The sequence below is a fragment of the Xaviernesmea rhizosphaerae genome (assembly GCF_001938945.1).
Classification (GTDB): Bacteria; Pseudomonadota; Alphaproteobacteria; order Rhizobiales; family Rhizobiaceae; genus Xaviernesmea; species Xaviernesmea rhizosphaerae.
Genome location: NZ_MKIO01000048.1, coordinates 109,130 through 130,657 on the forward strand (window position 1 = coordinate 109,130; position 21,528 = coordinate 130,657).

The window sequence follows — 21,528 nt, forward strand, 5'->3', positions numbered from 1 at the left end:
TTGTTCTTGTGCCGTGCTGGCCACGGCCTGGGGCCCCGTTTTCCGGGGCTTCCGGTTTTTGTGATCGGCCGGCCGATCGGCCGTTGCCTTTGCCGGCGAACTGTCTGATAATTTGACCGGTTGGTAAACATTATGAGCTTCCACCGCCGCACTCAAGACGAAAAAATCAAAAATTTCGGTGTGGTGGCGAAGCCTTCGCGAAGGGGGGCGGCGGGACATCCATGGTACTTCCGAGAGCAGCGAAAACACAGCGTCGCACCCGGATCCAGGAGGAAAAGGAAGAGCGGATTCTCGAGGCGGCGCTGGAGGTTTTTGCCACCAACGGCTTTCGCGGCTCGACCATCGACCAGATCGCCGACGTGGCCGGCATGTCCAAGCCGAACCTGCTCTATTACTTCCGCACCAAGGAGGCGATGCACCGCGCCCTGATCGAGCGCGTGCTGGACACCTGGCTCGACCCGCTGCGCGCTTTCGATGCTGAGGGCAATCCGGTCACCGAGATCCGCAGCTACATCCGCCGCAAGCTGGAAATGTCGCGCGACTTCCCGCGCGAGAGCCGGCTGTTCGCCAATGAGATCCTGCAGGGCGCGCCGCATATCGAGGACGAGTTGGTCGGGCCACTGAAGCAGCTGGTGGACGAGAAGGCGCAGGTGATCCGCGCCTGGGCCAAGGCGGGCAAGATCGCCAAATGCGATCCCTATCATCTGATCTTCTCCATCTGGGCCACGACCCAGCATTATGCCGATTTCGACGTGCAGGTGCGCGCCGTGCTGGGCGAGGATCTGGCAGGCGAGGGGCGCTTCGAGGATGCCGCGCGGTTTCTCGAGCAATTGTTCCTGCACGGCTTGACGCCGCAGGGCGGCTAATCCCTGCAAGCCGGGCGCTTCAGCCGCGCTCCGCCGCAGGTGTCGCCTCGGCCTTGCGGGCCGCCTCGATCATCGGCGCGAGGCTGCGTGCATCCTGTACGATCAGGGTTTCCAGCGTGCCGGTGCGGCCGCGAATGCTGATCGGATAGGTCGGCTGATCCTCGAGCGAGACGCCGGCTTGACGCAGAAGATCGGCCGAGACCGCCAGTTCCGCGTCATATTCCTTGGCAAAGCCTTCCAGGCGGCTGGCGGCATTGACCGAATCGCCGACGGCGGTCAGCGCGGCCGCCTGCCCATAGCCGATCCGGCCGATGATGGCCGTGCCCGCATGCATGCCCATGGCCACGCGGAACGGCCTTGTAAGCTCGCTTTCGAAGCGCTGGTTCAACAGGCGGATGCCGTGGGAGATCTCGGTTGCTGCGGTCAGCGCCTGCAGGCTCGCCTCGTTCAGCCGATTGTGCAGGCCGAACATGGCGAAGACGCCATCGCCGATGAACTTGTTGACCACGCCGCCGGCGCCCTCGACGGCCTCGCCGACCATTTCGAAATAGCGGTTCAGCAGAAACACCGTGTCGAAGGGCAGGTGCTGTTGGCTCATGCGGGTGAAATCGCGCAGATCGCAGAAGAGCAGGGCGACGCGTCGCTCGCGCCCGCCCGTCTCCTCCTCCGGCGTCTGCACTTTCACCCCGATATTGTCCGCGCCCAGGATCGGCGCGATGGCCACGTCGAATTGCGGCTTGAGTTGGCAGGCGAGGCGGACATTGTCGGGCGCATTGATCCGCTCCAGCGTCGCGCGCTCGGCCTTGCCGGCCGGCGGCAGCCGGTCCAGGCCTTCCGTCACGCGGACCCGGCAGGTGGAGCAGCGGCCGCGGCCGCCGCAGATGGCGACATGGGGAATGCCCGCCGCGCGGCTCGCCTCCAGCAGGCTGAAGCCGCGATTGACCGAGAGCACGCGACCATCGGGATAGCGGATGCGCACCTTGCCGCGCATGGGTATGAGCCGGGCGATCAGCACGCCCGCGATCGAGAGCCCCAGGCCCGCAAACAGCGCGATGCGGATCTCGGCCAGCACCGCCGGGTCGGTGCGCCCCTTCATGAACCAGCTTTGAGACGGCAGGGCCGCGCCGAGCGAGCGCCCGCCGGCGGCAAAGCCGAGCAGGGCGAGCAGCGGCACCATCAGCGCCAGTGTGTAGAGCGGCAGGGCGATGCGCGGATACCAGGGCTTCGGCCGCAGCCAGAACCAGAAGCCGAGACAGCCATGCGCCCATGCCAGAAGCAGGGCCAATGACTGGTCCAGCCGGTCGATCGGCTTGCCCCAGAGATAGGGCAGCAGATCGTAATAGCCGGCGGAATAGCCCGACAGGACCCAGTCGATCCGCGTGGCGGTGACATGGCCGACGAGCAGGAAGGGCATGGCCAGCCCGGAGACGATCTTCAGCTTTTCCTTCCAGGGCATGCGCAGCGTCTGGCGGCGGTAGAGCGCTTCCAGCGCAAGCACGAAATGCACCGCCAGCGCTCCGTAAAGGGCGATGCCGCCGAGCGGATTGCGCCAGAGGAGGTTGAAGGTCAGGCGTCCGCGTTCCATGGCCTGGACGGAGATCAGGCCGAGCGCATGGTTGGAAAAATGCGTCAGGAGAAAGACCCCGAGGATCAGCCCCGAGGCCAGATGAAGCCGCTTGCGCACCCGCGAGGGGTCGAGTCTCACGCAACGTCCTCCTGACCATCCGACGAATAGACCGGGCGGAAACGCCACAGCCGTCCGGTGCCGGCCAAGCGCCGCTCCGGTCTCTTCCCGCATCCCTTCCGCTGCCCGGGCCTTTCGCGCGGCCATGCAGCCGCGTCAGGGCCCGGCGGAACACAGAACCGGTGCGCTCCATATCGCCAGCTTTGCATGTTTAGGCAACCATCGCGGTGGTTACAAATTGTTCACTGGCCTGGCGGCGCGAAACCTGTCGTCCCCTTGAACGGTGCGCAGGCAAGGAATCGCTTCCATTTTTCCCGAGCGGCGGGCCGGCTCAGGGCACGGCCGCGCATGCCGGATCGACCAGCGCGCCGACGCGGGCCGGCAGGTCCGCCGCCAGGCGGTCGATGGCGATCCTGAGCTTGGGCAGCATCACCGGCGTCTTCAGCCAGACGGCATGGGAGGAAAAGGCGATGCTCTCGACATCCGACATCACCTGCACCAGCCGCCCTTCCGCCACCGCCGTGCGCACCATCCAGCAGGGCAGCCAGGCAAGGCCGAGGCCGGCGCAGGCGGCATCCAGAAGCGCTTCGAGATCGTCCACCCGCAGCCGCGTGCGGGGAATGACCGCGCGCATCGGCTCGGCCGGCGTGGGAAAGATCCAGCTGCGCACGGCGGGCCCGCGCGCATAGAGCAGGCCGTCATGGGCCGCGAGATCCTCCAGCCGGCGCGGCACGCCGCGCGCGGCCAGGTAGGACGGGGCGGCGCAGACGGTCATGCGCTGGAACACGATCCGCCGGGTCATCAGCTCGGGCTCGTCCTTCAGCACGCCGTTGCGGATGCACAGGTCGAAGCCTTCCTCCACCAGATCGACCACCCGGTCGCTGAAGGAGAGGTCCAGCTCCAGCCCGGGATGCTCGCGCATAAGGCAGGCCAGGATCGGGGCGATGCAGCTGCGCCCCAGCACCACCGGCATGGAGACCCGCAGCCGCCCGCGCACCTCCCGCCGCCCGCTTTCGATCAGCGCCTCGCCGGCGCGGATTTCCGCCACCGCCTTCAGGCAGCGCTCGTAGAAGAAGCGGCCTTCCTCCGTCAGGCTCTGGCGCCGCGTGGTGCGGTGGAACAGCCGGGTGCCAAGCCGCGCCTCCATCCGCCCGATCGCCTTGGCCACCGCCGAACGGGTGAGGTGCAGCCGCTCGGCCGCCTGCGAGAAGCTGCCGGCTTCCGCCGCCTCGACAAAGATCGGCACATCGCGAAGCTGCTCCATCGTATCCTCATGGTCGACAATGAGTGGAAAGACTATCGCAAATGCCGCGCGGAATTCAACGATAAACTCCTTGCGTCATCCGGACCGGCAAGGTCCGAACCAAACCGCAAGGAAGAAGACGACCATGACCCTCTCGCCTGCCATCCGCCGCTGGAGCCTCTCTGCCTATGGCCAGCAGAACCTCAGCCTTTCGAGCGCAAGCCCGTCAGATGCATGGGGCCGCGCGCCCGAGGGCGCGGAGATAAGGGTCAGGGTCGAGGCGGTCTCGCTCAACTACCGCGACAAGCTGATTGTGGAAAACGGCATGGGCGCAGCACTCGCCTTTCCCTTCGTTCCCGCCTCGGACATGGCTGGCACGGTCGAGGCAGCGGGCCCCGATGCGACCCGCTTCAAGCCGGGCGATCGGGTGATCTCCACCTTCTTCCCCAGCTGGATCGAGGGGCGCGCCGCCGGCAATGCCCTGATGCCGCCCTATCGCGCGCTCGGCGGTGCCTTTCCCGGCGTGCTGGCCGAGCAGGTGACCTTCCCCGAGGACTGGTTCGTCGCCGCGCCGGCGACACTCGATGCGGCCGAGGCCAGCACCTTGCCCTGCGCCGGCCTGACCGCCTGGACCGCGCTGGTGGAAACGGGCGCCATCAAAGCCGGCGATCGGGTCCTGATCAAGGGAACGGGCGGCGTCGGCCTCTTCGCCCTGCAGATCGCCAAGGCCCACGGGGCGGAAGTCTTCCTCACAACCGGCAGCGCGGAGAAGGGCGAACGCGCCCGTGCGCTGGGCGCCGACCATATCCTGCCGCGCGAAAACTGGGTGCAGCCGCTGTTGCAGGCCTCCGGCGATCACGGCGCCGATCATGTGGTGGATCTCGTCGGCGGGCCGACGCTCGCCCAGTCGCTGCAGGCCGTTTCGGTCGGCGGCCGCATCTCGGTGATCGGCGTTCTCGAGGGCTTCGATCTCCAGGCCTCGGCCGGCCCGCTGCTGATGAAGAGCGCCACCATCCAGGGCATCAGCGTCGGCCATCGCCGCGCGCTGGAGGATCTGGTGCGCGCAGTCGACCGGATCGGCCTCAAGCCCGTGATCGACGCGCGCTACCCCTTCGAGGCTGCCCAGGACGCCTTCGCCCATCTGGAGCACGGCCCCTTCGGCAAGGTGGTGATCACGCTGTGATGAAAAAGCCGGGCCTCTCGCTAGGAGAGGCCCGGCCTGTGCTCATTCCGCCGCCTGGCGCGCCATCGGATTGTTGGGATGGGTCGTCCAGTTGGCGTAGGTCGGATCGACGATCTTGCCGGTGCGCTCGTCCAGCGTGCCGGGCTCCAGCGCCACCATCGAGATGCAATTGTCGACCGGGCAGACATTGACGCAGAGATTGCAGCCGACGCACTCGTCCTCCATCACCTGGAAATGGCGTACGCCGTCCACCATCGAGGTGATCGCCTGGTGCGAGGTGTCCTCGCAGGCGATGTGGCAGCGGCCGCATTGGATGCAGAGATCCTGATCGATGCGCGCCTTGGCGATGTAGTTGAGGTTGAGATATTGCCAGTCGGTGACGTTGGGCACGGCGCGGCCGGTAATATCGTCGAGCGTGCGGTGGCCCTTCTCGTCCATCCAGTCGGACAGGCCGGTGATCATCTCCTCGACGATCTTGAAGCCATAGGTCATCGCGGCGGTGCAGACCTGGACGTTGCCGGCGCCGAGCACGAGGAACTCGGCGGCATCGCGCCAGGTGGTGACGCCGCCGATGCCGGAGATCGGCAGGCCGGCGGTCTCGGCATCGCGGGCGATCTCGGCCACCATGTTGAGCGCGATCGGCTTGACCGCCGGGCCGCAATAGCCGCCATGGCTGCCCTTGCCGCCCACGGTCGGGTTGGGCGCGAAATTGTCGAGATCGACCGAGACGATCGAGTTGATGGTGTTGATCAGCGAGACCGCATCCGTGCCGCCGCGCTTGGCGGCGCGGGCCGGCTGGCGGATGTCGGTGATGTTGGGCGTCAGCTTGGTGATGACGGGCATGCGGGTATATTGCTTGCACCAGCGCACGACCATCTCGATATATTCCGGCACCTGGCCGACGGCCGAGCCCATGCCGCGCTCGCTCATGCCGTGCGGACAGCCGAAGTTCAGCTCGATGCCATCGGCCCCGGTTTCCTCCACCAGCGGCAGGATCGCCTTCCAGCTTTCCTCGACGCAGGGCACCATGATCGAGGCGATCAAGGCGCGATCCGGCCAGTTCATCTTCACCTGCTTCATCTCGCGCAGGTTGGTCTGCAGGTCGCGGTCGGTGATCAGCTCGATATTGTTGAGGCCGAGCAGGCGGCGGTCGGCGCCCCAGATCGCGCCGTAGCGCGGACCATTGACGTTGACGACGGGCGGGCCTTCCTCGCCCAGCGTCTTCCAGACCACGCCGCCCCAGCCGGCCTTGAAGGCACGCTCGACATTATAGGCCTTGTCGGTCGGCGGCGCGGAGGCCAGCCAGAAGGGGTTGGGCGACTTGATGCCCACGAAATTGTTGCGGATATCGGCCATGGCTCTCTCCCCTCAGGCAACGGCGTCGATGGCGGGCGCAGCCGTGGCCATCAGGGTGCGGTGGATGGATTCGGCGGCATCGCGCCCCTGGGCGACCGCCGATACGGTGAGATCCTCACCGTCGGCGACACAGTCGCCCCCGGCCCACACGCCCTCGAGCGAGGTGCGCCCTTCCGCATCCGCAACGATCCGGCCGCGCTCCAGCGTCAGCACGTCGAGGCCAACGGGTTCGAAGGTCTGGCCGATGGCTTTGAGCACCTGATCGGCGGCGATGACGGTGGTTTCCCCCGTTGTCGTCAGCCGGCCATCGACGATCTGGGTATAGGCCATCTCGATGCCGGCCACCGTACCGCTTTCGCCTGTGACGATGCTGAGCGGCTGCAGCCAGTGGCGGATGGTGACGCCCTTGGCGGCGGCCAGATCCTGCTCGAATTCCGAGGCGTTCATGTTCTCCTTGCCGCGGCGATAGCAGATCGTCACCTCCTCGGCGCCGAGCAGCTTGGCCTGCACGGCGGCATCCACCGCCGTCATGCCGCCGCCGATGACGACGACGCGCCGTCCCACGGCGATATCCGCCTTGGTCGGCGACTGGCGCAGCCGGGCGATGAAGTCCACGGCGTCCTCGACACCTTCGGCCGCTTCGCCCTCGGCCGACAGCGCGTTGACGCCGGCAAGGCCGACACCGAGGAAGACGGCGTCATGGCGGGCGGTGAGATCGGCAAGCTTGATGTCGCGGCCGAGCATCTGCCGGTTGCGGATGTCGATCCCGCCGATGGCTGTGACATAGTCCACCTCGCGCGCGGCGAAATCGTCCACGGCCTTGTAGGTGGCGATGCCATATTCGTTGAGGCCGCCGGCCTTTTCGCGGGCGTCGTAGACGATGACCTCATGGCCCTTCATCGCCAGGCGATGGGCGCAGGCGAGACCCGCCGGCCCGGCGCCGACCACGGCGATCGACTTGCCGGTCGGCGCGGCGCGGCGGTAGAACTGGCGGTTGGCCTGCATCGCCGTATCGGTGGCGAAGCGCTGCAGGCGGCCGATCTCCACCGGCCGCTCCTCGGCCGTGTTGCGCACGCAGGCCTGCTCGCACAGCGTCTCGGTGGGACAGACGCGCGCGCACATGCCGCCCAGAATGTTCTGGTCGAAGATGGTCTTGGCGGCGCCCATCGCATTCCCCGTCGAAATCTGTCGGATGAACAGGGGAATGTCGATGGCGGTGGGACAGGCCGTCATGCACGGCGCGTCATAGCAGAAATAGCAGCGGTCGGACGCCACCAGCGCCTCATGGCGCGTCAGCGGGGCATGCAGGTCGGTAAAATTCGCTTCGATTTCGGCGGGCGGCAGGCGCCCGGCGACGATCCCAGTGTCTGAGGTTCCCATTGTTCTTCTCCGTGACGAATGTCCCGGCGCGGGCGGCCGCCTGGTTCTTGCCGGTTCTGTCGCCGCGCCCGAAGCATGAACGGTAGCACGGCCTGTTTTTTTATCAATCGGTAAATTTTCTTCCCTGCAGCGGTTTCGCTTTTGAGAGAAATGCGTTCTCAGGTTGTGCTCCGCCGGGCTCCGATTGACAGGCCGGGCTCCGATTGACAGGCCGGGCGAAGAGTGCCAGCAACGCAGATGACGGAGGAGAGGGCAGATCATGGCACGCAAACCCGACAGCGCCGCCCGGCTCGACGATGCCGCACGCGCGGGATGGCTCTATTATGTGGCCGGCCGCACACAGGACGAGATCGCCGCCGCCATGGGCATTTCCCGCCAGTCGGCGCAGCGCCTTGTGTCGCTCGCAATGGCCGAGCGGCTGGTCAAGGTGCGGCTCGACCATCCGATCGGCGCCTGTCTCGAGCGCGCCGCCGCGCTCAAGGAGAAGTTCGGCCTGCGCCAGGTGGAGGTGGTGCCGAGCGATCCCGGCGCGCCGTCCTCGACCGTCGGGATTGCTGAGGCGGGGGCGGCCGAGATCGAGCGCTGGCTGAAGCTCAGCACGCCCACCGTGCTGGCGGTCGGCACCGGGCGCACGCTGAAAGCCGCGATCGACCAGCTTTCGCCGATGGAATGCGCACAGCACCGCATCGTCTCGTTGACGGGAAACATCGGCCGCGACGGCTCGGTCGCCTATTACAACGTGATCTTTTCCATGGCGGAGGCGGTGAAGGCCCGCCATTTCACCATGCCGCTGCCGGTGCTGGTCTCCTCGGTCGAGGAGCGCGCGGTGCTGCATAACCAGGCGCTGGTGCGCTCGGCGCTGGAACTGGGCGGCCAGGCCGATGTCGCCTTCGTCGGGGTGGGCGAGCTGGGCGTCGACGGCCCGCTCTGCCAGGACGGCTTTCTCGATCCCGCCGAAATGACGCGGCTGGTGGAGGCGGGGGCTGCCGGCGAAATCTGCGGCTGGATCTATGACCGCGAGGGGCAGCTAATGCCCGGCATTCGCGACCGGGTGGCCAGCGTGCCGCTGCCCGATACCAGCCGCTGCACCGTCATCGGCATGGCCAAGGGGCCGCGCAAGCTGCCCGCACTCGCAGCCGCCCTGCGCGGGCGGGTGCTCAACGGGCTGATCACCGACGAGGCCACGGCCGAGGCGCTGCTGAAAGACTGATCTTCACCTCCAGGTTGTTTTCTGCCGTCGTTCCATCAGACGCCGGGGCGCGTTGCTGCGCGCGTTTTTCCCGGCCGCCACCGCAAGGGAGACGGGTGGGGACGACCTACCGATTTGCGCTTGTGTTTTGCGCGCGGCATGATAGAAGTTTACGCACGTAAACATTGGCAAGGATGTTTTTGCGCGCCGCAGCGACGAATGCGAATTGACAAAATTCGCCGCATGATGAGTAATTGCCCATGAGCAAGGCAAATGCTCAACACTCTTCTGGGAGGAAGATTCATGAAATTGAAAGCGATCCTGCTGGGCGCATGCTCGGCGGCCGTTCTTGCTGGCGTGGCGCAGGCCGAAACGCTGACCATCGCCACGGTGAACAATGGCGATATGGTGCGCATGCAGAAGCTCACCGACGACTTCACCAAGGCCAATCCCGATATCCAGCTGCAATGGGTGACGCTGGAAGAAAACGTGCTGCGCGAACGCGTGACGACGGATGTCGCCACCAAGGGCGGTCAGTACGACATCATGACCATCGGCACCTATGAGGTTCCGATCTGGGCCAAGCAGGGTTGGCTGCTGCCGCTCGACAATCTCGGCGCCGATTACGATGTCGACGATCTCCTGCCGGCCATCCGCTCGGGCCTGACCATGGACGGCAAGCTCTATGCCGCGCCCTTCTATGGCGAGAGCTCCATGGTCATGTACCGCAAGGACCTGATGGAAAAGGCCGGGCTGAAGATGCCCGACGCGCCCACCTGGGACTTCATCGCTGATGCGGCTCGCAAGATGACCGACCGGTCCGCCGGCATCAACGGCATCTGCCTGCGCGGCAAGGCCGGCTGGGGCGAGAACATCGCTTTCCTGACCGCCACCTCCAACGCTTTCGGCGCTCGCTGGTTCGATGAGAACTGGAAGCCGCAGTTCGACCAGCCCGAATGGAAGAACACGCTCGATTTCTACGTCAAGCTGATGAAGGATGCCGGCCCGGCGGGCGCCTCCTCCAACGGCTTCAACGAGAATCTCGCGCTGTTCCAGCAGGGCAAGTGCGGCATGTGGATCGACGCCACCGTCGCCGCCTCCTTCGTCACCGATCCCAAGAGCTCGACCGTGGCCGACAAGGTCGGCTTCGCGCTGGCGCCGGATACGGGCAAGGGCAAGCGCGGCAACTGGCTCTGGGCCTGGAACCTCGCGATCCCCGCCGGCACGCAGAAGGCCGCCTCCGCCGAAAAGTTCGTCTCCTGGGCGACCGGCAAGCACTATCTCGATCTCGTCGCCGCGAAGGAAGGCTGGGCCAATGTGCCTCCGGGCACCCGCACCTCGCTCTATAAGAACGAGGCCTATCTGAAGGCCGCGCCCTTCGCCAAGATGACGCTCGACAGCATCAACGCGGCCGATCCGAAGAATCCTTCGGTCAAGCCCGTGCCCTATGTCGGCGTCCAGTTCGTCGCCATCCCCGAGTTCCAGGGCCTCGGCACCACCGTCGGCCAGCTGTTCTCGGCAGCGCTCGCCGGCCAGATGTCGGTCGACGATGCGCTGGCCCAGGCGCAGACGGTCTCCAACCGCGAAATGCAGCGTGGCGGTTATCTAAAGTAAAAGCGCAAGCGGGGAGGCGGCGTTCTGCGCGCCGCCTCTCGCATCCCGCGTCGTGACGGGCGGGCCCGCCTGGCGATCCATGCCTATCGGGCAAAGGCAGATCCTCGGGTCAAGCCTGAAGATGAGAGCACCAGGACCCGGTCTCTGGCGCAACCCGACGCAAGAACAAAATGCCGGAGCATCGGTCGGATGCTTACGGCGCAGGCGGCCGGCCTCCGGCCGCGTGTCAGGAAGAACAATCGCTGTCGGGAGGACAACGAGATATGTCGACTTCGCATTCGCGCGGCCTGTCGCGCCTGATGATGGCGCCCTCGGTCGGGCTTCTGTTGATCTGGATGATCGTGCCGCTGGCGATGACGCTGTGGTTCTCGTTCCAGAACTACAATCTGCTGAACCCGGCCAATGTCGGCTTTGCCGGCCTGTTCAATTATCGCTTCTTCTATACCGACCCGGCCTTCTTCCAGTCGCTGTGGAACACGCTGGCGATCGTCGGCGGCGTGCTGCTGATCACCGTGGTGGGCGGCATCGCCATCGCGCTTCTGATCGATCAGGAGATTTTCGGCCAGGGGATCGTCCGCATCATGATCATCTCGCCCTTCTTCGTCATGCCGCCGGTGGCGGCGCTGGTGTGGAAGAACATGATCATGCACCCCTCCTATGGCGTGCTGGCCGATATGGCGCGGGGGCTGGGTCTGCAGCCGGTGGACTGGTTCGCGCAATATCCGCTGCTGTCGATCGTCATCATCGTCGCCTGGCAATGGCTTCCCTTCGCCACGCTGATCCTGCTCACCGCGCTGCAATCGCTCGACGGCGAGCAGAAAGAGGCGGCGGAGATGGATGGCGCCGGCATCGTCAGCCGCTTCATCTATCTGGTGCTGCCGCATCTGGCCCGGGCGATCACCGTGGTGATCCTGATCCAGACGATTTTCCTGCTCGGCGTCTATGCCGAAATCCTCGTCACTACCAATGGCGGGCCGGGCTATGCCTCGACCAATCTCGCCTTCCTGATCTATCGCACCGCGCTGCTCGGCTATGACGTCGGCGGAGCCTCGGCCGGCGGCATCATCGCCGTGATCCTCGCCAACATCGTCGCCTTCTTCCTGATGCGCGCCGTCGGCAAGAACCTCGACCGGTAAAGGAGAACACCCATGGCCCGTGCCGTTTCCCCCCGCCGCAAGATCGCCTTCACGCTGCTCGCCTGGAGCGTGGCGCTGCTCCTGTTCTTCCCCATCCTCTACACGCTGATCACCTCGATCAAGACCGAGGGCGAGGCGATCTCCGGCTTCAACCTGATCCCTTCCTTCACCCTCGAGAACTATGTCGAGGTGCAGACCCAGCGCGACTACTGGAAGCCCTTTTCCAATTCGGTGATCCTGTCGCTGCTCTCCACGCTGGTGGCGCTGGTCATCGCCGTGCCGGCCGCCTGGGCCATGGCCTTCTCGCCCACGCCGCGCACCAAGGACATCCTGATGTGGATGCTGTCCACCAAGATGATGCCGGCCGTGGCCGTGCTGGTGCCGATCTACCTGCTGTTCCGCGACTGGGGGCTGCTTGATACCCGCACCGGCCTGACCTTCATGCTGACCATGATCAACCTGCCGATCGTGGTGTGGATGCTCTACACCTATTTCCGCGAAATTCCGGGCGAGATCCTGGAAGCCGCGCGCATGGACGGGGCCGGGCTCTGGGGCGAGATCGTCCATGTGCTGACCCCCATGGCGCTGCCGGGGATCGCCTCCACCATGCTGCTCAACATCATCCTGGCCTGGAACGAGTCCTTCTGGACCATCCGGCTGACCACCACCAACGCCGCCCCGCTCACCGCCTTCATTGCCTCCTTCTCCAGTCCTCAGGGCCTGTTCTGGGCCAAGCTTTCGGCAGCCTCGACGCTCGCCATCGCGCCGATCCTGATCATGGGCTGGTTCTCGCAGAAGCAATTGGTGCGCGGCCTCACCTTCGGCGCCGTCAAGTAAGGAAAGAAGACGATCATGGGTCAGATCACGCTGTCGAAGGTGAACAAGTCCTTCGGCGCCACCACCGTCATCCCCGGCATCGACCTGAAGATCGAGGAGGGCGAGTTCGTCGTCTTCGTCGGCCCGTCGGGCTGCGGCAAGTCCACGCTTCTGCGCCTGATCGCCGGGCTGGAGGATACGAGCTCCGGCACCATCTCGATCGATGGCCGCGACGTGACAGGCGAGCCGCCGGCCAAGCGCGGGCTGGCCATGGTGTTCCAGTCCTATGCGCTCTATCCGCATATGAGCGTCTACAACAACATCGCCTTCCCGCTGAAGATGGCGGGCACCGACAAGGCGACGATCGACACCAAGGTGCGCGACGCCGCGCGCATCCTCAACCTCACCAACTATCTGGAGCGCCGTCCGGGCCAGCTCTCGGGCGGCCAGCGCCAGCGCGTGGCCATCGGTCGGGCGATCGTGCGCGCGCCCTCGGCCTTCCTGTTCGACGAGCCGCTGTCAAACCTCGACGCGGCGCTGCGCGGCACGATGCGGCTGGAGATTTCCGAACTGCACCAGAAGCTCGGCACGACGATGATCTACGTGACCCACGACCAGGTGGAGGCCATGACCATGGCCGACAAGATCGTGGTGCTGCAGGCCGGCCATATCGAGCAGGTCGGCTCGCCGATGGAGCTCTACAACAAGCCCGAAAACCTGTTCGTCGCCGGCTTCATCGGCTCGCCGCGGATGAATTTCGCCACGGGTGCGGCGGCCGAGGCCTATAAGGCCCACACGGTCGGCATCCGGCCGGAGCATCTGGCCCTGTCGCCGACGGATGGTGTCTGGACGGGCACGGTGGGCGTGACGGAACATCTGGGCTCGGACACCTTCGTGCATGTCGATGTCAAGGGCGTGGGCCCGATGACGGTGCGCGCGCCGGGCGAGACCGCGCTCAAGCACGGCGACACGGTGTTCCTTACCCCCCAGGAAAGCCGGCTGCACCGCTTCGACAAGGACGGCAAGGCCGTGCGCTGACCTCTGGTCAGCGTGGCCGGTGCCGGCACTGAAAAATCCACGATCCCCGCGCCCGACAAGAGGCGCCATGAATGAGGTCTGTCATGACTGAGACCACACCGCTTTCGCTCGCCACGCTCGGCACGATTTCCAAAACCGCCGCCGTTCCCGCCTATGACCGAGCTGAGCTTAAGCCCGGCATCGTCCATTTCGGCATCGGCAATTTCCACCGCGCCCACCAGGCCGTCTATCTCGACGATCTGTTCAACCAGGGGCGCGATCACGACTGGGCGATCATCGGGGCAGGCGTCACGCCCTATGACGCGGCCATGCGCGACAAGCTGAAGGCGCAGGATTACCTGACCACGGTGGTCGAACAGGATGTCGGCGTATCCGCCGCGCGCGTCACCGGCGCCATGATCGACAGCCTCGACCCGATGGACCGCAAGGCCATCGTCGAAAAGCTTTCCGATCCCGCCATTCGCATCGTCTCCATGACCATCACCGAAGGCGGCTATTTCATCAATCCGGCCACCGGCCTGTTCGATCCGGCCCATCCGGCCATCGCCGCCGATGCCGCCGCGCCCGACGATGCCAGGACTGTCTTCGGCCTGATCCTCTCAGGCCTGAAAGCGCGCCGCGCCGCTGGCACCGCGCCCTTCACCGTGATGTCCTGCGACAATATTCCCGGCAATGGCCATGTGACGGAGAATGCCGTGACGGGTCTCGCGCGCCTGTCCGATCCCGAATTCGCCGACTGGATCGCCGCCAATGTCGCCTTCCCCAATGGCATGGTCGACCGCATCACGCCGGCCACCGGCGCGCGCGAGATCGAGATCGCGGCGCAGGACTACAAGATCGCCGACCAGTGGCCGGTTTTCTGCGAGGAGTTCAAGCAATGGGTGCTGGAGGACAATTTCCCCGCTGGCCGCCCGGCGCTGGAGGCTGTCGGCGTGCAGTTCGTCGACGATGTCGCCCCCTTCGAGCATATGAAGATCCGCATCCTCAATGGCGGCCATGCGGCGATCGCCTATCCGGGCGAGCTGCTCGACATCCACTTCGTCCATGAGGCGATGGAGGACGAGACTATCGCCGCCTTCCTGGCCAAGCTCGAGCGCAGCGAAATCGTCACCTGCGTGCCGCCAGTGCCCGGCGTCGATCTCAACGACTATATCGCGCTGATCGAGCGGCGTTTCGCCAATCCCAAGATCGGCGACACCATCGCCCGGCTTGCCCAGGACGGCTCCAACCGCCAGCCCAAATTCATCCTGCCGTCGACTGCCGACCGGCTTGCCAGAGGCGAGGATGTTCAGGGCCTTGCGCTGGTCTCGGCGCTTTGGTGCCGCTACTTCCAGGGAACCTCCGATTCCGGAAGGGCCATCACCTTCAACGATGCCAATGCCGAGCGGCTGAAGGCTGCGGCACAGAAAGCACGGGAGAATCCGCTGGAATTTCTGGCTCTGGACGATATCTTCGGCCAGGTCGCGCATTCGGAAATCTTCCGCAAACGTTTCTCGCAGGCGCTGACCTCGCTGACCGAAAAGGGCACCCGCGCCACGCTAGCTGCCTATATCGACGGCAAAATCGGAGACTGACGCCATGACATGCCTTGCCAACCGCCAATTCTCTCACCGGTGCGGATCGTCCGCCCCCAAGGAACAGGCGGAGGCAAGCGCATGAGCCTGCCGGATATCCTGCCCGAGCCCGAACTGGTGATCTTCGACTGTGACGGCGTGCTGGTCGACAGCGAGCCGTTGTCGGTCGACGTCCTTGTGCGCATGCTGCGCGCTGCCGGGCTCGACATTTCCGCCGACGAGGCGATGGAGCGCTTCCTCGGCCGCAGCCTGAAGACCACCACCGAAATCATCCGGGCCGATTACGGCCTGGAGGTCGATGATACCATGCTGGAGACCATGCGCCGGGATCTCTACCAGCGCTTCCAGGACGAGCTTCAGGCCGTGGCCGGCGTGGCCGTTGCCGTGGACAAGCTCAAGGAGCTGGGCGTGGCCACCTGCGTGGCCTCGTCAAGCCAGATGGAGCGCATCCGCCATTCGCTGGAGGTGACGGAGCTTCTGCACCGCTTCGAGCCGCACATCTTCTCCGCCACCATGGTTGAGCATGGCAAGCCGGCGCCGGATCTCTTCCTTCACGCGGCCAAGGCCATGGGCGTTCACCCGGAGGCCTGCATGGTGGTGGAAGACAGTCCGGCCGGCGTAGAGGCCGCCAAGAAGGCCGGCATGCGCGTCTTCGCCTTCACCGGCGCCTCCCATGCCCGCCATGACCGGCATATCGCAGCCCTGCGCGCGCTGGAGCCCGACGGACTGTTTGACGATATGCGCGAACTCATCCACTTTGTCCGCCGGGAGCAGAAGGTCGCACAGGCCAATTGAAGCGCCGGTTCAAGGCGATGCAGCACGGTATGCGAAGCATCGGGCCGGGAGGTGCAAACCGTTCTTCGGTCGAATCCGGTGAACAGCAGGAAAACCAGAGCATCGGGCCGACCCTGAATTTCGGCGCGATGCTGAAGGCGGCCAGATGCCCGATCGTCCCTGTTGAGCGTGGCTCCGGGGCCGGGTCGGCGCCGGGGAGAGCGGGCAGGATGAGGCAGGCAGCACCGCAGGGGACCGGTCGTTCGGGCCGGATCGGAACGGCCTCTCGTCCGCGTGCCGACGGGCAGGGGGCGTGATGGCGGAACGGCTTGTCATGGCCGTCGATGTTGGCACCGGCAGCGCGCGCGCCGGCCTTTTCGATGCCGCCGGCGCGCTTCTGGCCCGCGCCGATCATCCAATCGTCATGAACCGGCCGGATGCGCATCATGCCGAACACCAGTCCGAAGATATCTGGCGCGCCGTCTGCCTGGCGGTGCGCGGCGCGCTTGACCGTGCAGCCGTCTCCGGCTCCGCTGTCGCTGCCATCGCTTTCGATGCCACCTGCTCGCTGGTAGTGCGCGATGGGGCTGGCGCACCGCTCTCGGTCAACCGCGCGGGCGCACCGGACTGGGACACCATCGTCTGGCTCGATCACCGGGCGCTGGCGGAGGCCGACGCCTGCACCGCAACCGGCCATCCCGTCCTCGACCATTCGGGCCGGGTCATGTCGCCGGAAATGCAGATGCCAAAGCTGATGTGGCTGAAGCGGCACCTTCCCGGACAATGGGCCAAGGCGCAGAAAATCTTCGATCTTGCCGACTTTCTCTCCTGGCGGGCGTGCGGCAGCCTTGCCCGCTCGCGCTGCACGCTCACTGCCAAGTGGAACTATCTTTCCCATGCCCAGCCCGGCTGGCAGGACGATTTTCTCGCCATGATCGGGCTTGCCGATCTCAAGGCGCGTGCCGGACTGACGGAGGAAACCCGTCCAGTCGGCGCAGCACTCGGGACGCTGACGCCGCAGGCGGCGCGGGAACTGGGGCTCGAAACCCATTGCCGTGTCGCGGCCGGCATGATCGACGCCTATGCCGGCGCGCTCGGCGTGCTGGGCCGCCATGCCGGCGATCCCGCCGAACTGGAGCGGCGCTTGGCGATGATTGCCGGCACATCCAGCTGCCTCGTCGCCTTTTCCCGCGCACCGAAGCCGCTTTTCGGCTTCTGGGGACCCTATTACGCGGCCGGCTTTCCCGGGAGCTGGCTGATCGAGGGCGGCCAGTCAGTGGCCGGCGCGCTGCTCGATCATCTCGTGCGCAGCCATGCGGCCGGCGGCACGCCCGATGCCGGCACCCATGCGCGCATCATCGCCCGCATCCAGGCGCTGCGCGCCGTCGAGGGGCCGCAGCTTGCCAGCAGGCTGCACATCCTGCCGGATTTTCACGGCAACCGTGCGCCGCTCGCCGATCCGCACGCGCTTGGCGTGATCAGCGGGCTCGATCTCGACAGCTCTTTCGATGCGCTCTGCCGGATCTACTGGCGCGCCTGCGTCGCCATCGCGCTCGGCATCCGCCATGTGCTGGCCACCCTGACGGACAAGGGCTACCGCGTGGACGTGCTGCACATTACCGGCGGCCATGTTCGCAATCCGCTGCTGATGGAACTCTATGGCGATGTCACCGGCTGCCCCATCGTGGTGCCCGAGACCCATGATGCCGTTCTCCTCGGCACGGCCATGGTGGCGGCCGTCGGCGCGGGCTTCTATCCGGGCCTTGGCGAAGCCGGCGCGGGCATGGCGCCGCCCGAGCGGCTGCATCACCCCAACCCGGCTATGAAGCCGATCTACGATCGCGACTTTGAAAAATTCCTGCTGATGCAGCGCCACCGTGCCGAGCTTGAGCGGGTCTAAAGATCGCCCGCCTCAGGCGTCCTTCAGAAAAATCATTGTGTATCATTGGCTTACATGGATATCGCCGCATGGGCGCATTTTTCCAATTTTCCCGCCGTCGCAGCGGAACCTTTGTCGGGGCCGTCCGTTATTAGGCTGTCCGGATCATGGTTCGTATCGCCCCCAATTCGAACCAGCCCCAAATGATACCGGCTCACAACTCACATGCCCCCTCGGTGAGTTGACGACAACAGCCAGTGCCTCCCCCCGGCACTGGCTGTTTTCTTTTTGGCCATTGCGGTTCGGCTGGCTCGAACGAATGCGCATTGGCAGGCGAAAGCCCTTGCGGGCGTCGTGTCGTGACCGGTCCCTATTTCCTGCGACCGCTTGATTTTGCTGACATCAATCGACCGACATCAATCGACCCATGGGACGAGCGCCGACATCACTATAGAGGTCAGCCCTAATCTCATAGGAACACTGTGCAGATGTCGCCTTGCTCAGATGGTAGATGACGGACAGGGTACGACCCGTTGCGTCGTACCCTGTGTTCCCGCCATCGACCACGGGACGCCCGACCACCATCAAGCGGACGCGGATTATTCCTCAACCCGCGTGATGATCTCGTATTCATGCGGCGGAATGAACAAGTGATATTCGATCCGGTCTGATTGGGCGAGATAACGGGCCTTGCCGCCGATGGCGATCGGCACCACGCGTTCCAGCACGGTGCGGGCAAAGCTGGCTTCCGTGCCCTCCATCGGCGTGGAGCCGACGGGCAGATGCTCCAGCCAGACAAGCTCGAGCGCTTCCTTGCCGTCCATCACGGTTTCAAAACAATCCAGCGTCAGCGAACTCACGCCGGCGGCGATGGCGCCGTGGGAGGCGGAATTGACGATCAGCTCATGCAGCGCCAGGCCGATATGCAGCGCTGCATTGGGGGAGAGATGCGCATCGATACCTGTGGGCGTGATCGGCATGCCCGGCTCAGACCAATAGGCGGCAAACTGCTTTTCGGCGAGCGCGAAGAGAAAGGCGCCGCGCCAGCTGGAGTCGGTGACCAGATCCTGCGAGGAGGCGAGGGACTGGATACGGCCGCGAAACGTGACGAGAAAGCTGTCGAGCGAGCGCGCCTGCCGGGCAGTCTGGGTGGCGATGCCCTGGATGATGGCGAGAAGATTTTTTGAGCGATGGCTGAGTTCGCGCAGCAACGTCTTCAACACGCGTTCGCGATGACGCGTATCGGACACATCGCGCAGGATCAGCACGATCCCGCCGAACTGATCGGCCATGGGCTCGATATCGAAGCGGAAGGTCATCAGGCCTGCGGATGAGGCGATGTCCACCTCGGCCGTCGTCGCTCTGCCGAGGGCGATGACCTCGCGTTTCAGATTGCCGATTCGTGCCGCTTCACCATTGGCATCATCCGGCCCGGCAAAGGCTAGGTGCAAGGCGATATCAGGAACGTTGGCGCTGGCGATGAGGTTCAGCTGCGCGTCCTGCAGCACATAGCCGGTGCCGGTCTTCGACAGGATCATATCGAGCAACTGCGCGCGCTGGTCCGTTCCGTTGCGTCCGCTGTCCGACATGCTCTGCTTGTCCACGCCCTGTGCCTCACTCGAAAAGCGAACGACTGGATCATCAACGCATTGAACGGGAAAGGCGTTCCCACGAAGACGGGCGGCGCTGCCAAGGATTTGCGACCTTCGGATGGACGAAGGGCCTGCTCATGCAATGGCCTCCCGCAGCTTTGTGCGCGAGAGGCCATTCAATCAGCGATGCAGCAGATATAGCGCATATGACCCGATGCGGCAACGCCGAGGGATCACCAGAGCAGTGGATGGAAAGCGGGAACCGGCTCTGTGTCCGCTGCTAAAACGGAAACGTGGAGCATCGGACTGCCCGCGATTTTCAGTCCGATGCTGTCGCCTGCGGCCTTAAGTCGTCTCAGGCGGCGGCGCGGGTGTTCTCATTGAAGAACAGCGCCTGGCTGATCAATGCCTTGACCATGTCAGGATTGAACGGCTTGGTGACCAGGAAGGTCGGTTCGGGGCGTTCGCCGGTCAGAAGACGTTCGGGGAAGGCCGTGATGAAGATCACCGGAATGGCCGAGCTCTTCAGGATCTCGTTGACGGCGTCGATGCCTGAGCTGCCATCGGCCAGCTGGATGTCGGCCAGAACCATGCTCGGCTGCGAGGCCTTGAACAACGCGATGGCTTCGTCGCGGGTGCGGGCGATGCCGGTCACGCGATGTCCCAGGCTTTCCACCATCTGTTCGATATCGATGGCGATCAACGGCTCGTCCTCGATGATCATGATGTCAGTGGCGACCTGGCGGGAGATCTCCTCCGAGGCCTGTTCCAGCAGCTGGCTCATGCGCGCCTCGCTGCAGCCCAGCACCTCGGCCGCTTCATTGGCATGAAAGCCCTCGACAGCGACGAGGAGAAAGGCCTGTCGCGCCAGCGGCGAAACGGAGGCGAGATTGATGGAGGCACGCTTTTCCCAGGCAAAGGGCGAAACCGGCTCGGGGATCAGGATCGACGAATTGCCGAACAGCTTGGTGTAGAGCTGGAACAGTGCAACACGATCGCTACCCGCTTCCGGAAAGATCGAAACGTCTGCGATCAGCGCTTCCAGGACCGCTGCGACATAGGCGTCACCCGACGTCTGCGATCCCGTCAAAGCGCGGGAATAGCGACGCAGGAACGGCAGATATGGGGCGATCCGGGTGGACAAGGACATGTATGGGGCTCCCTCGGTCGGGCCGCAAGGCGCAGCCTGATGCTTTGTCAAAAACGCAGTGACGATAAATCTTGTTCCCGCCGGGAACAAATTTTTGGCTCCCGCGTTCTTCCCCCGACTGAATTTTGAGGGTGCTTCTGTTAAGATGAAACACAATATCGGGGCAAGGCGCCAGGCGGATCTCCCTGTGCGCCTAGACAATGCACATGCGCAGATCGCATCGAAGCTTCGCGCACTTTACCTCTCCGTTCAAGAGGAAGCGATACCGGACCGGTTTATCGATCTTCTGGAAAAGCTGGATGCCGTCGAGCGGCAGTCCCTTTCTGATGTTGCGGAATGAGTGGGTCCATGTCGACTGAGGAACCGAACTTCAAGCGTGAAATGCTGGCCGCTCTTCCAAGCCTGCGCGCCTTCGCCATGTCGTTGATCGGTCGTCACGACCGGGCTGATGATCTCGTGCAGGATACCATCATGAAGGCTTGGGCCAAGCAGGACCATTTCGAGATGGGCACCAATATGAAGGCCTGGCTCTTCACCATCCTGCGCAACGAACTTTACAGCCAGATGCGCAAGCGCGGCCGCGAGGTTCAGGACAGCGACGGCTTCTTCACCGAATCGCTGGCCCAGCACCCTTCGCAATATGGCTCGCTCGACCTGCAGGACTTCAAGCGTGCGCTGAACATGCTGCCTCCCGACCAGAGGGAAGCCATCGTTCTCGTGGGAGCCTCCGGCTTCTCCTATGAAGAAGCGGCTGAAATCTGCGGCTGCGCGCTCGGCACCATCAAGAGCCGCGTGAACCGCGCGCGCCAGCGCCTGCAGGACATTCTCCAGGTGACTGGTGAAAACGAGTATGGCCCGGACGCAACCTCCGCGCCGCTGACCTCGCGCGCCTTCGTTTCCTGACACCGGCGTTTCCTTATACAGGCGGTCGATCGGCCGCCCGCGACCGACCGCGATGCTTCAAGGGACGCGCTGCCGGACAATGGCGGCGCGTTCCCATGTTTTCAGGCAGACCTATTTGCAGGCAGGCCATGCGGAGAAACATGTGGCGGGC

The 21,528-nt window shown here is 64.8% G+C and carries 18 protein-coding genes; 12 read left to right on the plus strand and 6 right to left on the minus strand.

What is annotated here, in order from left to right; translation table 11 throughout:
* Positions 1-221: 221 nt before the first annotated feature.
* Positions 222-866: an HTH-type transcriptional regulator RutR gene (gene rutR, locus BJF92_RS24430; protein WP_075637369.1), complete on the plus strand. Its 645-nt coding sequence runs from the start codon at positions 222-224 to the stop codon at positions 864-866.
* Between the two features lie 19 nt (positions 867-885).
* Here rutR and BJF92_RS24435 read toward each other — a convergent pair whose 3' ends face one another.
* Positions 886-2,571 (minus strand): adenylate/guanylate cyclase domain-containing protein, encoded by a 1,686-nt coding sequence (locus BJF92_RS24435; RefSeq protein ID WP_075637370.1) that lies wholly within the window; start codon positions 2,569-2,571, stop codon positions 886-888.
* Between the two features lie 310 nt (positions 2,572-2,881).
* Positions 2,882-3,814 carry a LysR family transcriptional regulator gene (locus tag BJF92_RS24440; RefSeq protein ID WP_075637371.1) on the minus strand — a complete coding sequence of 311 codons (933 nt, stop codon included), beginning with the start codon at positions 3,812-3,814 and terminating at the stop codon, positions 2,882-2,884.
* 124 nt (positions 3,815-3,938) lie between these two features.
* On the opposite strand from BJF92_RS24440, the gene BJF92_RS24445 reads away from it, so the two are divergent.
* Entirely contained in the window at positions 3,939-4,976 is a 1,038-nt protein-coding gene (locus tag BJF92_RS24445; protein ID WP_075637372.1) for a zinc-dependent alcohol dehydrogenase family protein, read from the plus strand.
* A 42-nt stretch (positions 4,977-5,018) separates the two neighbouring features.
* Here the strand turns inward: BJF92_RS24445 and preA are convergent, their stop codons facing one another.
* Together preA and BJF92_RS24455 are read right to left on the minus strand one after the other, a co-directional pair.
* Positions 5,019-6,332: an NAD-dependent dihydropyrimidine dehydrogenase subunit PreA gene (preA, locus tag BJF92_RS24450; RefSeq protein WP_075637373.1), complete on the minus strand. Its 1,314-nt coding sequence runs from the start codon at positions 6,330-6,332 to the stop codon at positions 5,019-5,021.
* 12 nt (positions 6,333-6,344) lie between these two features.
* Positions 6,345-7,712 carry an NAD(P)-dependent oxidoreductase gene (locus tag BJF92_RS24455; protein ID WP_075637374.1) on the minus strand — a complete coding sequence of 456 codons (1,368 nt, stop codon included), beginning with the start codon at positions 7,710-7,712 and terminating at the stop codon, positions 6,345-6,347.
* A 259-nt stretch (positions 7,713-7,971) separates the two neighbouring features.
* Here BJF92_RS24455 and BJF92_RS24460 point away from each other — a divergent pair, with 259 nt between their 5' ends.
* From BJF92_RS24460 to BJF92_RS24495, 8 genes are all read left to right on the plus strand, one after another.
* Positions 7,972-8,922 (plus strand): sugar-binding transcriptional regulator, encoded by a 951-nt coding sequence (locus BJF92_RS24460; RefSeq protein ID WP_075637375.1) that lies wholly within the window; start codon positions 7,972-7,974, stop codon positions 8,920-8,922.
* Between the two features lie 282 nt (positions 8,923-9,204).
* A complete protein-coding gene (locus BJF92_RS24465) occupies positions 9,205-10,515 on the plus strand; it encodes an ABC transporter substrate-binding protein (RefSeq protein ID WP_075637376.1) in 1,311 nt (436 codons plus the stop codon).
* 263 nt (positions 10,516-10,778) lie between these two features.
* Positions 10,779-11,651 carry a carbohydrate ABC transporter permease gene (locus BJF92_RS24470; protein WP_075637377.1) on the plus strand — a complete coding sequence of 291 codons (873 nt, stop codon included), beginning with the start codon at positions 10,779-10,781 and terminating at the stop codon, positions 11,649-11,651.
* A 12-nt stretch (positions 11,652-11,663) separates the two neighbouring features.
* Positions 11,664-12,488, plus strand: coding sequence for a carbohydrate ABC transporter permease (locus BJF92_RS24475; protein ID WP_075637378.1), 825 nt, complete (start codon positions 11,664-11,666; stop codon positions 12,486-12,488).
* Positions 12,489-12,503: 15 nt separating this feature from the next.
* Positions 12,504-13,505, plus strand: a complete 1,002-nt coding sequence (locus BJF92_RS24480) for an ABC transporter ATP-binding protein (protein WP_075637379.1) — start codon at positions 12,504-12,506, stop codon at positions 13,503-13,505.
* An 83-nt stretch (positions 13,506-13,588) separates the two neighbouring features.
* Positions 13,589-15,079 (plus strand): mannitol dehydrogenase family protein, encoded by a 1,491-nt coding sequence (locus tag BJF92_RS24485; RefSeq protein WP_075637380.1) that lies wholly within the window; start codon positions 13,589-13,591, stop codon positions 15,077-15,079.
* A gap of 81 nt (positions 15,080-15,160) precedes the next feature.
* Positions 15,161-15,874: an HAD family hydrolase gene (locus BJF92_RS24490; RefSeq protein ID WP_075637381.1), complete on the plus strand. Its 714-nt coding sequence runs from the start codon at positions 15,161-15,163 to the stop codon at positions 15,872-15,874.
* Positions 15,875-16,187: 313 nt separating this feature from the next.
* Positions 16,188-17,753, plus strand: coding sequence for an FGGY-family carbohydrate kinase (locus BJF92_RS24495; RefSeq protein WP_245294889.1), 1,566 nt, complete (start codon positions 16,188-16,190; stop codon positions 17,751-17,753).
* Between the two features lie 578 nt (positions 17,754-18,331).
* On the opposite strand, the gene BJF92_RS24500 is transcribed toward BJF92_RS24495, so the two are convergent.
* Positions 18,332-19,336 carry a sensor histidine kinase gene (locus BJF92_RS24500; RefSeq protein ID WP_245294890.1) on the minus strand — a complete coding sequence of 335 codons (1,005 nt, stop codon included), beginning with the start codon at positions 19,334-19,336 and terminating at the stop codon, positions 18,332-18,334.
* Positions 19,337-19,679: 343 nt separating this feature from the next.
* Positions 19,680-20,474: a response regulator gene (locus BJF92_RS24505; protein ID WP_075637383.1), complete on the minus strand. Its 795-nt coding sequence runs from the start codon at positions 20,472-20,474 to the stop codon at positions 19,680-19,682.
* 145 nt (positions 20,475-20,619) lie between these two features.
* On the opposite strand from BJF92_RS24505, the gene BJF92_RS24510 reads away from it, so the two are divergent.
* Entirely contained in the window at positions 20,620-20,814 is a 195-nt protein-coding gene (locus tag BJF92_RS24510) for a NepR family anti-sigma factor (protein WP_075637384.1), read from the plus strand.
* Positions 20,815-20,822: 8 nt separating this feature from the next.
* Positions 20,823-21,377 (plus strand): RNA polymerase sigma factor, encoded by a 555-nt coding sequence (locus BJF92_RS24515; RefSeq protein ID WP_075625614.1) that lies wholly within the window; start codon positions 20,823-20,825, stop codon positions 21,375-21,377.
* The last annotated feature ends 151 nt before the right edge of the window (positions 21,378-21,528 follow it).